The sequence below is a fragment of the Mesorhizobium sp. P2_E10 genome (assembly GCF_056404235.1).
Genome location: NZ_JBFUEK010000002.1, coordinates 481,773 through 496,451 on the forward strand (window position 1 = coordinate 481,773; position 14,679 = coordinate 496,451).

At 62.6% G+C, this 14,679-nt stretch carries 14 protein-coding genes; 10 read left to right on the forward strand and 4 right to left on the reverse strand.

The genetic code is table 11. The features are described from left to right. Window positions 1-68: 68 nt before the first annotated feature. Window positions 69-548, forward strand: a complete 480-nt coding sequence (locus tag AC1D0N_RS07065) for a DUF3828 domain-containing protein (protein WP_477242717.1) — start codon at window positions 69-71, stop codon at window positions 546-548. Between the two features lie 4 nt (window positions 549-552). Then, window positions 553-1,110, forward strand: coding sequence for a hypothetical protein (locus AC1D0N_RS07070; protein ID WP_477242718.1), 558 nt, complete (start codon window positions 553-555; stop codon window positions 1,108-1,110). 175 nt (window positions 1,111-1,285) lie between these two features. On the opposite strand, the gene queF is transcribed toward AC1D0N_RS07070, so the two are convergent. Continuing rightward, a complete protein-coding gene (gene queF / locus AC1D0N_RS07075) occupies window positions 1,286-1,747 on the reverse strand; it encodes a preQ(1) synthase (protein ID WP_477242719.1) in 462 nt (153 codons plus the stop codon). Window positions 1,748-1,884: 137 nt separating this feature from the next. Between queF and AC1D0N_RS07080 the strand changes: the two genes are divergently transcribed. Beyond that, a complete protein-coding gene (locus AC1D0N_RS07080) occupies window positions 1,885-3,930 on the forward strand; it encodes an oxidoreductase (protein ID WP_477242720.1) in 2,046 nt (681 codons plus the stop codon). Window positions 3,931-4,102: 172 nt separating this feature from the next. Next, entirely contained in the window at window positions 4,103-4,840 is a 738-nt protein-coding gene (locus AC1D0N_RS07085; RefSeq protein ID WP_477242721.1) for a hypothetical protein, read from the forward strand. 179 nt (window positions 4,841-5,019) lie between these two features. On the opposite strand, the gene AC1D0N_RS07090 is transcribed toward AC1D0N_RS07085, so the two are convergent. After that, window positions 5,020-5,427, reverse strand: a complete 408-nt coding sequence (locus tag AC1D0N_RS07090) for a hypothetical protein (RefSeq protein ID WP_477242722.1) — start codon at window positions 5,425-5,427, stop codon at window positions 5,020-5,022. Window positions 5,428-5,543: 116 nt separating this feature from the next. On the opposite strand from AC1D0N_RS07090, the gene AC1D0N_RS07095 reads away from it, so the two are divergent. Further along, window positions 5,544-5,972, forward strand: a complete 429-nt coding sequence (locus tag AC1D0N_RS07095; protein WP_477242723.1) for a MarR family winged helix-turn-helix transcriptional regulator — start codon at window positions 5,544-5,546, stop codon at window positions 5,970-5,972. 34 nt (window positions 5,973-6,006) lie between these two features. Here the strand turns inward: AC1D0N_RS07095 and AC1D0N_RS07100 are convergent, their stop codons facing one another. Then, a complete protein-coding gene (locus AC1D0N_RS07100; protein WP_477242724.1) occupies window positions 6,007-8,082 on the reverse strand; it encodes a putative bifunctional diguanylate cyclase/phosphodiesterase in 2,076 nt (691 codons plus the stop codon). Between the two features lie 310 nt (window positions 8,083-8,392). Here AC1D0N_RS07100 and AC1D0N_RS07105 point away from each other — a divergent pair, with 310 nt between their 5' ends. Then, the gene (locus AC1D0N_RS07105) at window positions 8,393-9,580 is read left to right on the forward strand and encodes a glycine C-acetyltransferase (RefSeq protein WP_477242725.1); all 1,188 of its coding nucleotides are present in this window, start codon (window positions 8,393-8,395) and stop codon (window positions 9,578-9,580) included. Between the two features lie 52 nt (window positions 9,581-9,632). After that, on the forward strand, window positions 9,633-10,667 hold the full coding sequence (gene tdh / locus AC1D0N_RS07110) for an L-threonine 3-dehydrogenase (RefSeq protein WP_477242726.1): 1,035 nt from the start codon (window positions 9,633-9,635) through the stop codon (window positions 10,665-10,667). Window positions 10,668-10,878: 211 nt separating this feature from the next. On the opposite strand, the gene AC1D0N_RS07115 is transcribed toward tdh, so the two are convergent. After that, window positions 10,879-11,346: a MarR family winged helix-turn-helix transcriptional regulator gene (locus tag AC1D0N_RS07115; protein WP_477242727.1), complete on the reverse strand. Its 468-nt coding sequence runs from the start codon at window positions 11,344-11,346 to the stop codon at window positions 10,879-10,881. Between the two features lie 109 nt (window positions 11,347-11,455). Between AC1D0N_RS07115 and hmgA the strand changes: the two genes are divergently transcribed. The 3 genes from hmgA to AC1D0N_RS07130 are packed head-to-tail and all read left to right on the forward strand — an operon-like array spanning window position 11,456 to window position 14,678. Further along, a complete protein-coding gene (gene hmgA / locus AC1D0N_RS07120; protein WP_477242728.1) occupies window positions 11,456-12,769 on the forward strand; it encodes a homogentisate 1,2-dioxygenase in 1,314 nt (437 codons plus the stop codon). Next, window positions 12,766-13,668, forward strand: a complete 903-nt coding sequence (locus AC1D0N_RS07125) for an MBL fold metallo-hydrolase (protein ID WP_477242729.1) — start codon at window positions 12,766-12,768, stop codon at window positions 13,666-13,668. The genes hmgA and AC1D0N_RS07125 overlap by 4 nt, the downstream gene beginning before the upstream one ends. Further along, window positions 13,665-14,678 (forward strand): fumarylacetoacetate hydrolase family protein, encoded by a 1,014-nt coding sequence (locus tag AC1D0N_RS07130; protein WP_477242730.1) that lies wholly within the window; start codon window positions 13,665-13,667, stop codon window positions 14,676-14,678. The genes AC1D0N_RS07125 and AC1D0N_RS07130 overlap by 4 nt, the downstream gene beginning before the upstream one ends. The last annotated feature ends 1 nt before the right edge of the window (window position 14,679 follow it).

Genomic DNA, 14,679 nt, shown 5'->3' on the forward strand with positions numbered 1-14,679 from the left:
AGTCGCAAAAAAGCCGATATGCAGGATGTGTGGTATTGCCGCCTTGCCGCCGACTCCGGAGATCCTGCATGAAACCGATGGTGCTTGCCGCTGTCTTTTCAATTGCCTTGCCCGCCGCTGCACTTGCCGGGCCGGCTTCCAAGGCCGTGAAGTTTTTCTATGTGCCTGAAGTGAAATTCGAGGCGGACACAAAGTACCGCGACCGCTTCACCGAACCGGTGACGAAACTCTTCGATCTCAACGACCAAGCGCAGAAGAACAAGCCTGACGAGGTCGCCTGCATCGATTTCGATCCAGGCCTCGACGCACAGGACTTCGACCAGAAGACCGTGGCCAAGACGCTGAAGCTCGCCGAAGTCGTCAACGGCGACACCGCCGAAGTCACCGCAACCTTCAGCCTTTTCCCGGAAGGCGACGATTCCAAGCGCGAAATGCTGTGGTCGCTGAAGAAGGTCGACGGCAAATGGAAGGTCGCCGATATCAGCTCGAAGACCAGCAATTGGACGCTGAGCGCGCTGGAATGCATGCCCGACAAGGCACCGGAGTGATGCTATGGCCCGTTGCCGTCTTCTGGTCCTGGCGACTGTGTGCCTGCCAATAGTGAGCATAGCCACTGCTCAAGGCCTGCTCGGTGCACCCCCTGCCAATGCGCCAGGCGGTGCTTCGGAGCCGGCAACGCCACCGCTCGCGGCCCCGCCGGCCGACAGCGCGCCAGTGCCGATCCAGCCGGGATCGCCAACGGCGGTGGTCCGGCCATTTTACGATCAGGTCGGGCTGGAGATCGATCCGGCACAGCGCAGCCACTTCGTCGACCCGGCGAAGACCGTGCTCGACAAGAGCGACGCCCTGCGCAAATCGGGGCAGGGCGAATGCCTCGACCCCAACATGGCGCTCGACAATGCGGACTACGACAAGGCCGAGGTCGACAAGAGCCTGAGGACGCTTGAAGCGGTCAATGGCGACCAAGCCAAGGTCATCGTCGCCTTCGTCGTGTCAGGCAATCCGCATCGGCTGGAATGGAAGTTCAAGAAGGTCGACGGCGACTGGAAGATATCGGACCTTTTGTCGGTGACCGGCGAATGGGCGCTCAGCCAGTATCAGTGCGAATGAGCTGCTGGCCGCGCCCTGGTGATCGGCAATGAAGCTTCGCGTTCTGCTCGCGATCGCGCTGGTCGGGCTCGTCGCTGCCGGTGGCGCTACGACCAGCCGCGCTATCGCGATGCGGTCCTTCCCTTCCTCGCAACAACGCTGTGCCGGATCGGTGTCGACAATGGCTGATGCTCAATCAGCCGCGCCCGCGATAGGGCGCAACACCGGTGTCGGGCAGCCAGGCGCCTTCCGGCGGCGCGCCGGTCTGCCAGAACACGTCGATCGGAATGCCGCCGCGCGGATACCAATAGCCGCCTATGCGCAACCACAAGGGCTTGGTCGCTGCCACAATGCGGCGACCAATCATGACGGTGCATTCTTCATGGAAGGCGCCATGGTTGCGAAACGAGGTCATGAACAGCTTGAGCGACTTCGATTCCACCAGAGCCGTATCGGGTGCATAGTCGATGACGATATGGGCGAAATCCGGCTGGCCGGTGACCGGGCACAGCGAGGTGAACTCCGGACAGACGAAGCGCACGATCGCCGGCGGGCCGTCGCCGCGCGCAAATGGCACGGTTTCGAGGACCGCCGTCTCGGGGCTCTTTGGCGGCTCGACGTGTGCGCCGAGCTGGGTAAGGTCTTTGGTGACAGTCATGGGCGGTGGCCTTTCGATTTTGCCGCTCAATAGCATCGGACCGAAAAGTGCGCAGCGGTTTTCGGAAAAATCCGATGCGTGAAATAGAAGCGGGAGCAGCACGCTGCTTCCGCACAATTTGAAACGACAGGAAGACGATGGCCAGCAACGATCCGCTTCTCCAGCCCTATCAGCTCAAACATCTGACGCTGAAGAACCGGGTGATGTCGACCAGCCACGAGCCGGCCTATTCCGAGGACGGCATGCCGAAAGAGCGCTACCGGCTCTACCACGCCGAAAAGGCCAAAGGCGGCATGGCGCTGACCATGACCGCCGGCTCGGCGATCGTCTCGCGCGACAGCCCGGCGGCCTTCGGCAATCTGCATGTCTATGACGACAGGATCGTGCCGTGGCTCACCGAGCTGGCGGATGCCTGTCACGAGCATGATTGCAAGGTGATGATCCAGATCACCCATCTCGGCCGCCGCACCGGCTGGAACAAGGCCGATTGGCTGCCGGTGCTGTCGGCGTCGCCAGTGCGCGAGCCGGCGCATCGCGCCTTCCCCAAGACCATCGAGGACTGGGATATCGAGCGTATCGTCGCCGACTACGCTTCGGCCGCCCAGCGCTGCCAGGCGGCCGGCCTCGACGGTATCGAGTTCGAGGCCTACGGCCATCTGATGGACGGCTTCTGGTCGCCGGCCACCAACCAGCGCGACGACGAGTTCGGCGGCTCGCTCGACAACCGGCTGCGCTTCACCAACATGGTGCTCGACGCGGTGCGGGCGGCGGTCGGCGAGACATTCGTCGTCGGCATCCGCATGGTCGCCGACGAGGATTTTGAGAAGGGTCTGTCGAAAGAGGAGGGCGTCGGCATCGCCAAGCGGCTGGCCGGCTCCGGCAAGGTCGATTTCCTCAACATCATTCGCGGCTCGATCGAGACCGATGCAGCACTGACCAGGGTGATCCCGGTGACCGGCATGCGCTCGTCGCCGCATCTCGATTTTGCCGGCGAGGTGAGGGCGGCGACGAAGTTCCCGACCTTCCATGCGGCGCGCATCTCCGACGTCGCCACCGCACGCCATGCCATCGCCACCGGCAAGCTCGACATGGTCGGCATGACCCGCGCCCACATCGCCGATCCGCATATCATCAAAAAGGTGATGGAAGGCCGCGAGCACGAGATCCGCCCCTGTGTCGGCGCCACCTATTGCCTCGACCGTATCTATGAGGGCGGCGAGGCGCTCTGCATCCACAATGCCGCGACCGGGCGCGAGGCCGAGATTCCGCACATCATCGTCAAGACCGAAGGACCAAAGCGCAAGGTGATCGTCGTCGGCGCCGGTGCCGGCGGGCTGGAGGCGGCGCGCGTCGCGGCCGAGCGCGGGCACCAGGTGACAGTGCTGGAAGCGTCGAGCCAGGCTGGTGGCCAGGTTCGACTGGCGACGCAGAACCCGCGCCGCAAGGAGCTGATCGGCATCATCGACTGGCGGTTGGCCGAGCTCGAGCGGCTCGGAGTCGAGATCCGCTATGACACCTGGGCCGAGAAGGACGATGTGCTGGCGCTGTCGCCCGATGTGGTGGTGGTTGCCACCGGCGGCTTGCCGCAGAACCCGCCGCTTGCGGCCGGCGACAATCTTGTCACGTCGAGCTGGGACATCATGGCCGGCAGCGTCAAGCCGGCCGAGAACGTGCTGCTCTATGACGATAATGGCGGCCACCAGGGCATGGGCGCGGCAGAACTGATCGCCAATAGCGGCTCGCGGCTGGAACTGGTTTCGCCTGAGCGTTTCTTCGCCCCGGAAATGGGCGGCATGAACCATGTGCCCTATATGCGCGCGTTCCAGGAAAAGGGCGTCACCGTCACCATCAACACGCGGCTGCGGTCGGTACGGCGCGAGGGCAATCAACTGGTGGCGGAACTGGCTTCCGACTTCGCCGATGGCTGGCGCGGCGAGCGGCGGGTCGACCAGGTGGTGGTCGAGCACGGCACGCTGCCGCTCGACGAGCTCTATCTGGCGCTGAAGCCGCTGTCGAAGAACGCCGGCGCGGTCGATTACGAGCGGCTGGTCAATGGCGGCGACATTTTTCCGGCGCGCAATGCGCAAGGTGGCTTTGTGCTTTTCCGCATCGGCGACGCGGTCGCCTCGCGCAACATCCACGCCGCGATCTATGATGGCATCCGGTTCGGCATCAGGATCTGAGCGTCCGCTAGGCCTCGCTTGGACTGGACTTGGCCGGTCATATTTGTAACTTTCCGCGCTCCGGCTGATCCAGGCGGGAAGAGCACTGCCGAAGGGTCTGTACGGGAATCCTGACGCGGATCGCTTTTCCTGCGAAAAGTTGACGGCACGTCAAACGAAGTCGGGGGCCGATTTGACCAAAGAAGAACTCTTCGTTCCGCGCCAGACCAACACGGCGCTCTATATGCAGCTGTACGAGGCTGGGCACCCTGTCGCCGATATCCTCCGCGTCCAGGAGGCTTATCGTGTCTGTTGCGCCATGTTCAACGGCCGATACCGCAAGACGGGGCGGCCTTTCATCTGTCATGCGGTCGGCGCTGCGTCGGCAGTCGCGCATTTCGACAAGAGGATCGATCTGGTGCTGGCGGCGATGTTTCATGCCGCCTACGATTGCGGCCAGTTTCCAGACGGCAAATCCGGCAAGCGCAGCGATGCCCATCGCAAATGGCTGAAGCAAAAGATTGGTCCCGACGTTGAAGGTCTTGTCGCGCGCCTGGTCGACATGAATTTCGAGACGGGTGACCCCGAGCGCCTTATCACTGACGGCGTGCCGGCCGGTGACGAGGACCTCATTTTTGTGGTGCTTGCCCACGAGCTTGACGACCTGGCGGACGGCGGCTTGGCGTTTGCTCCCAAATACGGCCAGTCACTACGATCGCGAATCGCTGCCTGCGCTGCACTGGCCAGGCATCTGGACCGCGAAAGCCTCGCAGCGACCACCGAAGCCTATGCCGGGAGATATGAGAACATGGCTTGGGCTGCCGCGCTCCAGGAAACCAAGCTGGAAGGCTTTCGTATCGCGCCGAATTTGCGCACATATCTGAAATTGCGCCGGGTCAATCTGCGTGGAGGTTCGGTCGAGGTGATTTAGGGCACGTTGCCAATGCCCCGTGTGAGGCGACGATCCTTTGCCGTCCGAATTGGTGGCGCGCAGCCGAACCGCCGTACGGAGAGCCATCAGGCACGTCGGTCCGGTCTGCGCGCCGCGCACGTCGCCAGCGTGGCGCCGGCAGCGTGCGATCCTGTGAGCTGCGACTGCGGCAGCGACGCTCAAAACATTCTGGCGACGGCCATGCAGAGCACCGTGATGACCAGCAGCCAGGCGGCAATGCGCTCGCCCCGTGCCATCTTCGCGCGCAGGTGGGATTCAGTCGCCGCATCCGCGCCGGCAAGCTGCCTGGTGGCGGGACGAACCAGGGCGCTTAGAACGCCGGCGGCCGCAAAGGCGGTGACGATGCCCAGCGCCAGCACCCGCTCCATCGAGCCGAAATAGGCGCCATGGAAGAAATACCAGAGCAGCGCGCCGGTCAGGAAAACCATGCCGGCTGCGCCCAATTGCGGTTGGATGAAGCGCTCAGCCCTTATGTCTGGGTCGCGGGCCAGTGTGATGGTCGTGCCGGCCCAGAACACGCCGGCCATGACATGAAGACCGAGAACGATGATAGTGACATATTGCATGATCGCATTCCTCTTTTGCCTGCTGCAGATCACAAAGTTAGATATCGAATGATTCGATGTCAATGTTTTTGACCGAGCCAGTTCCATCCGCATATCCATTGCTCTAGTGTCTGCTCATGACACCCTTTGACCGCCCGCCAGTCGGCATGAATCTCGGCCGCACCGCCAAACTTGTCGCTCAGGCCTTCGACGCTGCTTTGGTCGAGGCCGGCGGCACGCTGCCGGTCTGGCTCACTCTGCTTTCGGTCAAGTCCCGGGAACTGGCCAACCAGCGCGAGTTGGCCGGCATGATCGGCATCCAGGGCGCGACGCTGACCCACCATCTCAACGCCATGGAGACGCAGGGCCTGCTGACGCGGCGCCGCGATCCGGAGAACCGCCGTGTTCATCTGGTCGAGCTGACTACAGCCGGAGAGGCGATGTTCCTCAAACTACGCGCGGCAGCACTTGTCTTCGACAAGCGGCTGCGGACGGGATTGCCGGAGGAGAGGCTGGCTGAGTTTGCCGAGGTGCTGGCGGCGCTGCGGGCGAATGTGGAACGCTAGCGCCGGGTGACTGTCGTGCGTGGCTCTGCCATCCTTAAGCCAGGCTGCCCTGCAACACCTTGAGCTTGGCCTTCTTTTTTGGGGCGCGGGCCAACAGCCATTCGCGCGCCTTGTCCTGCGGCATCGGGAAGGCGATGGAATAGCCCTGCACCTGGTCGCAGCCGATCGCCATCAGCGAATCGAGTTCGGCTTCGGTTTCGGCGCCCTCGGCGACGATCGAGATGCCGAGGCCACGCGCAAGCTCGGTGATGGCGCGCACGATCTTGGTGTTGTCACCGTTTTCGTTGATGTTCTGGACGAAACGGCGATCGATCTTCAGCCGGTCGATCTCGTTCGGATTGACGTGGCTGAGCGAGGCGTAGCCGGTGCCGAAATCGTCGAGTTCGAGGTGAACGCCGGCCGCACGGATGTGCCTGAGCTTCGCCGCGATTCCCGTCTTTTCGTCGTCGAGAATGACGGATTCGACGATTTCCAGCGACAGTTTCTGCGGCGCGAGACCTGCCTTCTCCAGCGTGTCGAACAGGAACCTGTCGAAATCGGGCTCACGCAGTTCGGTGCCAGAGACGTTGACGGCAAGACGCCCGAAAGCGATGCCGGCGCGGTCCCATTCTGCGGCCTCGTTGATCGCCTTGGCGATGACGATGCGGCCGATTTCTGGCATGAAGCCGCATTTTTCGGCGACCGGGATGAATTCGCCGGGTGAGATCATGCCGCGTTCGGTATGCTTCCAGCGCACCAATGCCTCGATGCCGCTGATCGTGCCATCGGTGAGCGAAACCTGTGGCTGGAAGTAGACCTGGAAGGCACTCTCCGAAATGGCGACTTTGATGTCGTGCTCGAGCTGCTTGCGATAGTCGAGCTCGCGCCGCAATTCCTCGGAGAAGAAAGAGAAGCTGCCACCGCCGAGCTTCTTGGCCGAATAAAGGGCGAGGTCCGCGTGGACGAGCAGATCCTGCGCATTGTCGGCGTCGATCGGATAGACGGCTATGCCGGCGCTGGCGCCCGGAAGGATGGTCGTGCCCTGAAAGGTGATCGGTTCGTTGATCTGCTCCAGGATGCGCCTGGCGACCATGTTGATGTCCTCGGTGCCGCCGGCGCCGTTGAGGATCATCACGAACTCGTCGCCGCCGAGGCGCGCGCACAGATCCGAAGCCCGACAGGCGTCTCGCATGCGTTGCGCGGTGACGACCAGCACATAGTCGCCGGCTGCGTGGCCGAGCGTGTCGTTGATCTGCTTGAACCGGTCGAGGTCGAGCTGGATCACCGCCAGGCGCTCGCGCCGTCGATGCGCGCCCTTGATCAGCGTCTCGAAATGATCGGTCAGGAAGGTGCGGTTGTGCAGGCCGGTCAGCCCGTCATGCACGGCGATGAAGGCCATCGAATTGCGCGCATCGACCAGTTCATGCGTCTTGCGCAGAATAGCTTTCGACATCGGCCGGAAGATGAACAGCGCCACCAGCACGATGACGCCGATGGTGGAGTAGAACAGCGTGCGGTGGAGATCGAGGAGCTTTTCCGACCGCTCGTCGGCATAGGTGCTGATGCGCTGGCCAAGCGCCGCATAGCCGGACAGCGTCGCGTTGGCGACGGAGGCGTCGAGATTAACGCGCTCGTCGCCGCCCTTGTAGCCGCCATTGCTAGCCAAGGTGAGCTGGGATTCAAACGACGAGATCAGCCGTTGGCTATTGGCGATAAGCCCGACCGAGAAATAATCGAGGTGAAACGGCTTGGTGTAAAGCACGCTCTCGATCGATTTTGGATCGAGCCGTGCCGGCGACAGCGGATCGGCCCCAGTCTGGTCGAGCAACAGATCGTAATTCGTCTCGAACTCCACGGTCGCCTGCTTGAGCGCGCTAACCAGCGCCGGCTGCTTGTCGCGTGAGGCGGCACCTGTTGCGCTGGCAAGGAAGACGATGCGCTGCGATAGCGCCTTCTCGGTGCTGACGATGTCGAGCAGCGTATCATTATGCTGTTGCGCCGCCATCATCTGCTGCAGCAGGATGAAAGAGGCCATCACCATGGCCGCGATGATAATCAGCGCCAGCCAGTAGCCGCTCTTGATTACCATGATCAGCTTGCGCGAGACGCTATGCACTGGCTGCTGCGACATTTCTGGGTGACCCTCCGGTCAACGGATTCCTGCCATAGGTTCCTGGCGAGAAGACCATTGGCGTGAAAGGGTTAACAGGTCCGGAAGCCGGTGCACTGGCCAGCAAAGCCGCCGAGGAAAGCTGCCGAAATGGTTATCATGTGCTTTCATGATCCAGCTGTATTTGTCTGGATGCTACTTCAGCATGCAATCCATGCCGTCGCTGCGCGTTGTGGTTGAGCTTTGTCGTGCCACCGAAGCCGTCGCTTTTGCGATGGATTTTTCGCACCTGCGGGGCGACAGTCCTGCACACTCTCAAAAGGGCTTGATCATGACCGCTTCATTCCTCTCCCATATCGACAGCGAGCTCACCGGGCTGAAATCGGCCGGGCTCTACAAATCCGAGCGGGTGATCACCTCCACGCAATCGGCTGAGATCGAGGTCGGCGGCGACAAGGTGCTGAACTTCTGCGCCAACAACTATCTCGGCCTCGCCGACAGCGCCGAGTTGCGCAATGCCGCCAAGCAGGCGCTCGACCGCTACGGCTACGGCATGGCGTCGGTGCGTTTTATCTGCGGCACGCAGGAAGAGCACAAGCAGCTCGAAGCGACGATTTCCTCGTTCCTCGGCATGGACGACACCATCCTCTACGGCTCCTGCTTCGACGCCAATGGCGGCCTGTTCGAAACGCTGCTCGGCGAAGAGGACGCGATCATCTCCGATGCGCTGAACCACGCTTCGATCATCGATGGCGTGCGGCTGTCAAAAGCCAAACGCTTCCGCTACGCCAACAACGACATGGCGGATCTCGAAGCCCGGCTGAAGGAGGCAAAGGACTGCCGTTTCCGGTTGATTGCCACTGACGGTGTCTTTTCCATGGACGGTATCATCGCCAATCTGCAGGGCGTGTGCGATCTCGCCGACAAATACGGGGCGATGGTGATGGTCGACGACAGCCACGCCGTCGGCTTCGTCGGCGCAAACGGCCGCGGCTCGGCCGAACATTGCGGCGTCGAGGGCAGGGTCGACATCATCACCGGCACGCTCGGCAAGGCGCTGGGCGGCGCTTCCGGCGGCTACACATCGGGCAAGAGGCAGGTGGTCGACTGGCTGCGCCAGCGCTCCCGGCCCTATCTGTTTTCCAATACGCTGATGCCGGCGATCGCCGGCGCCTCGATCAAGGTGTTCGAATTGGTCAAGGATGGTGACGGTCTGCGCAAACGGCTTTATGCAAATGCGGAGCAGTTCCGGTCGCAGATGGGTAAGCTCGGCTTTACGCTTGCCGGCGCCGATCACCCGATCATCCCGGTGATGCTGGGTGACGCGACGCTGGCGCAAGAGATGGCGGCGCGCATGCTGAAGCGCGGCATCTACGTCATCGGTTTTTCCTTCCCGGTGGTGCCAAAGGGCCAGGCGCGCATTCGCACACAGATGTCGGCGGCGCACTCCAGCGCCGACATCAACCGTGCGGTCGAGGCGTTTGCTGCCGTCGGGCGCGAACTCGGGGTCATTTCCTGAAAGGCCGGAAGCGAAAAGCGATTCCGGATCAAGAGATTCAAGGGACAAAAGCATGTCGAACATGATGAAGGCGCTGGTCAAGGCCAAGGCCGAACCGGGCATCTGGATGGAAGAGGTGCCGGTGCCGGAGATCGGCCCCAACGACGTGCTGATCAAGATCAAGAAGACTGCGATCTGCGGCACCGACGTCCACATCTACAATTGGGACCAGTGGGCGCAAAAGACAGTGCCGGTACCGATGGTCACCGGCCACGAATTTGTCGGCACAGTCGCCGACTTCGGCGCGGCGGTGACGGAATACAAGGTCGGCCAGCGCGTTTCCGGTGAAGGCCACATCGTCTGCGGCCATTGCCGCAATTGCCGGGCAGGCAGGGGGCATCTGTGCCGCAACACGCTCGGCGTCGGCGTCAACCGTCCCGGCGCTTTTGGCGAGTATCTAGCGATCCCGCAGCACAATGTCGTGCCGATCCCCGACAATGTGCCGGACGAGATCGCCGCGATCTTCGATCCCCTGGGCAACGCCGTCCACACCGCTCTGTCCTTTGATCTGGTCGGCGAGGACGTGCTGGTCACCGGCGCCGGGCCGATCGGGATCATGGGCGCGCTGGTGGCGCAATGCGTCGGCGCTAGAAAGGTGGTCATCACCGACATCAACCCGGTGCGGCTGGCTCTGGCCAGGAAGCTCGGCGTCCAGCATGTCGTCGACGCCTCCAAAGAAAGGTTGCGCGACGTGATGCCGGCGCTCGGCATGACCGAGGGTTTTGACGTCGGCCTGGAGATGTCGGGCGCCGCCCCCGCTTTCCGCGACATGATCGACACCATGAACAATGGCGGCAAGATCGCCATTCTGGGCATCGCGCCGACCGGCTTCGAGATCGACTGGAACAAGGTCATCTTCAAGATGCTGCATCTCAAGGGCATCTACGGGCGTGAGATGTTCGAGACCTGGTACAAGATGATCGCACTGGTACAGGGGCCGCTCGACGTGTCGGGCCTGATCACGCATCGCATTGGTATTGACGATTTCCAGACGGGGTTTGATGCGATGAGGAACGGCAGTTCGGGCAAGGTGGTGATGGACTGGTAGGCGGGCCGAGTCGCGCCTCCTATTGGAGACGAGGGAGGGACAGCACCCCCCTCTGGCCTGCCGGCCATCTCCCCCGCAAGGAGGGAGATTAGCAGCCTCGCCGCCTTGCTGATTTCTGGAACGTTCGAGATTGGCGAAAGCCTTCGTGACATCTGATCTCCCCCCTTGCGGGGGAGATGTCCGGCAGGACAGAGGGGGGTGTGAAGGATCGCTACGGAACGGACAACGCCACTTCCAGTGCCGTCACACCGCTGACAATCGCCGCCCGCTCTTCCGCGCTCAGCCTCGCCAGCAATTCCCTCTCAAACGCCTTCGCCAGCGGCACCATCTCCCGATAGGCGGCGAGCCCCGCCTTGGTCAGCGCCAAATGTTCCACTCGCCGATCATTCTCGCTCGGCGTGCGAACCAGCCAGCGCCTTCGCTCGAGTTCCGCCACCGCCCGCGATACCTTGGTCTTGTGCATGGCCGACTGCTCGCCGAGAGCCGTCGCAGTCATAGTGCCGCGCTGTCCCAGCCCTGAAAGTGTCCGCCATTCGGGCCGGGTCAGGCCATGGCGCTCCTTGTAGACGCGCGAGAACTCGCGACTGACGGCGTCAGCAAGCCGATAGAGCCTGTAGGGCAGGAAGTTCTCCAGATCGAGAACTTCAGGCTCGTCAGAAGCTTCATCCTTGCTTGCCATTTTTCAAAGTCGCCATTGATGGTTACATTTTCGATGGTTACAAACGAAACCAGTTTGGTCAATCCACGGCGATGCCTCACATCTTCGCGGATGCGCAAGGGAGGAAGCGATGGCCTATTCCTACATGCCGGGCTTCGGCAACGATTTCGAAACCGAAACGCTGCCGGGTTCGCTGCCGCAGGGGCGAAACTCGCCGCAGCGGCCGGCCTATGGCCTCTATGCCGAACAGCTTTCCGGCTCGCCCTTCACCGCGCCGCGCGGCACCAATGAGCGCTCCTGGCTTTACCGCATCCGGCCAAGCGTGAAGCACACCGGCCGCTTCAAGGCAGCCAACTATCCACTGTGGAAAACCGCCCCAAATGTCGGCGACCACGAGTTGGCGCTCGGCCAGTACCGCTGGAACCCGGTGCCGATGCCGAAGGAGCCGACCGATTTCATCGCCGGCATGCGCTCGATCACCACCGCCGGCGACGTGCTCGGGCAGAGCGGCATGGCGGCGCATGTCTATGTCGCCAATAAATCGATGGTCGACGACCATTTCTTCAACGCCGATGGCGAATTGCTGGTCGTGCCGCAGGTCGGCGCTTTGCGCTTCGTCACCGAAATGGGTGTCATCGAGCTGAGGCCCGGCGAGATCGCCGTGCTGCCGCGCGGGCTGGTGTTCAAGGTGGAGCTCGTCGATGCCGAAGTGCGCGGCTATGTCTGTGAGAATTATGGCGCCAAGCTTACCATGCCGGATCGCGGCCCGATCGGCGCCAATTGCCTGGCCAACCCACGCGATTTCAAGACCCCTTGCGCCTGGTTCGAGGAGAAGGAAACGCCGTGCCGGCTGACGGTGAAATGGTGCGGCAATTTCCATGTCACCGAGATCGGCCATTCGCCGCTCGACGTCGTGGCCTGGCACGGCAACTATGCCCCTTACAAATATGATCTGGCGACCTTTTCGCCGGTCGGTGCGCTGCTGTTCGACCATCCCGATCCGTCGATCTTCACCGTGCTGACCGCGCCGAGCGGCGAGGAGGGCACCGCCAACATCGACTTCGTCATCTTCCCGCCGCGCTGGCTGGTGGCCGAGGACACGTTCCGGCCGCCCTGGTACCACCGCAACATCATGAGCGAGTTCATGGGCCTGATCCATGGCCAGTACGATGCCAAGGAGGAAGGCTTCGTTCCCGGGGGCATCAGCCTGCACAATCTGATGCTGGCGCACGGGCCGGATGCCTCAGGCTTCGAAAAGGCCTCGAAAGTCGAGCTGAAACCGGTCAAGCTCGACAACACCATGGCCTTCATGTTCGAGACCCGCTACCCGCAAATGCTGACCCGCTACGGCGCCGAGCTGGAAACCCGGCAGGACAATTACATCGACTGCTGGGCCGATCTGAAGAAGCGTTTCAATGGCACGCCCGAGGGCGACTGGTCTTGAGCGCTGATCTGGGGCGCGATCGGCTGGTGCTTCTCGGCTCGAAGGGCGGCCCGGCGATCCGGCCGGGTGGGCCGTGGCCGAGTTCATCGCTGCTGGAATTCGGCGGCCGCAGCATCGTGGTCGATTGCGGACTTGGCGTGACGCGCGGGCTGGCCGATGCCGGCATCAGCCTCAAGGCGCTCGACCTGATCTTCATCACCCATCAGCATTCCGACCATATGCTGGAACTTGGGGCCCTGATCCACACCGCCTGGACGGCGGGGCTGGCGACGCCGGTGACGGTGTTCGGGCCACCCGGCACCCGGCTCTACTGGCAGCATTTTTGCCAGGCGATGGCGTTCGACATCGACATCCGCATCGTCGACGAAGGCCGACCTGATGTCAGGGAGATGGTTTCGATCGTTGAATTCGGCGAAGGCAAGGTAATCGAGGAGGGCGGCCTGAAGGTTTCGGCGCTGCGCGTCGACCATCCGCCAGTGACTGACTGTTTTGCGCTGCGCTTCGACCATGCGGGCAAAAGCGTTGTCTTCTCCGCCGACACGGCGTTCTTCCCGCCACTCGCCGATTTCGCCAAGGGCGCCGACATCCTCGTCCATGAAGCCATGCTGGAACAAGGCATCGAGCGGCTCGTCGCCAAGACCGGCAACGGTGCTCGGCTGAAGGAGCATCTGCTCGCCAGCCACAGTTTTGCTGAGCAGGCAGGGCGCATCGCCAGCGATGCCGGCGTGAAGAGACTGGTGCTCAACCACCTCATCCCGGCCGACGATGCCGAGATCGGCGAGGCCGATTGGACCACCGCTGTCAGGAAAACATGGGCCGGCGACTTGACGATTGCCCGCGACGGCCTTGTTGTGGAGTTAAGCGGCGCCAAAGCCGCAGCAGGAGAGGAAACCGCATGAAGCTTGCCACATTGAAGGACGGGACGCGCGACGGAAAGCTCGTCGTCGTCTCGCGCGACCTGACGCGCTTCACCGATGCCTCGTTCCTGGTGCGCACGCTGCAGGCCGCGCTCGACGACTGGCGCAGGATTTCGCCGCACCTCGCGACAATCGCGGAATCCCTAGAGAACAATGCGGTGCCCTCGGCACGCTTTCACGAGCATGACGCCCATTCGCCGCTGCCGCGCGCCTATCAATGGGCGGATGGCTCGGCCTATGTGAACCATGTCGAGCTGGTGCGAAAAGCGCGCGGGGCTGAGATGCCGGCGAGCTTCTGGTCCGACCCGCTGATCTATCAAGGTGGCTCGGACTCCTTCATCGCGCCGCGCGACCCGATCCGTATGGCCGACGAGGCCTTCGGCATCGACATGGAGGGAGAGGTCGCCGTCATTGTCGACGACGTGCGGATGGGCGCGAGCCTTGACGAGGCAAGGGCCTCGATCCGGCTGGTCATGCTGGTCAACGACGTCACGCTGCGCGCGCTCACCGGGCCGGAACTGGCGAAAGGGTTCGGCTTCTTCCAGTCAAAGCCGTCTTCGGCCTTTTCACCGGTCGCGGTGACGCCGGATGAACTCGGCGACGCCTGGGATGGCGGCAAGGTCAGCCTGCCGCTGCTCGCCGATCTCAACGGCAAGCCGTTCGGTCGCGCCAATGCCGGCGTCGACATGACTTTCGATTTCCCGGCGCTGATCGTCCATGCCGCGAAAACGCGACCGCTGGCCGCCGGCACCATCATCGGCTCCGGCACCGTTTCCAACAAGCTCGATGGCGGGCCGGGCAGGCCGGTCTCGGCGGGCGGCGCCGGCTATTCCTGCATCGCCGAATTGCGCATGATCGAGACCATAGAAGCAGGCGAACCCAAAACGCCGTTCCTGCGCTTTGGCGACACGGTGCGCATCGAGATGAAGAATAGGGCGGGAAGTTCGGTCTTCGGCGCCATCGAGCAGAAGGTCGAGAAGTACGAGGGATAAG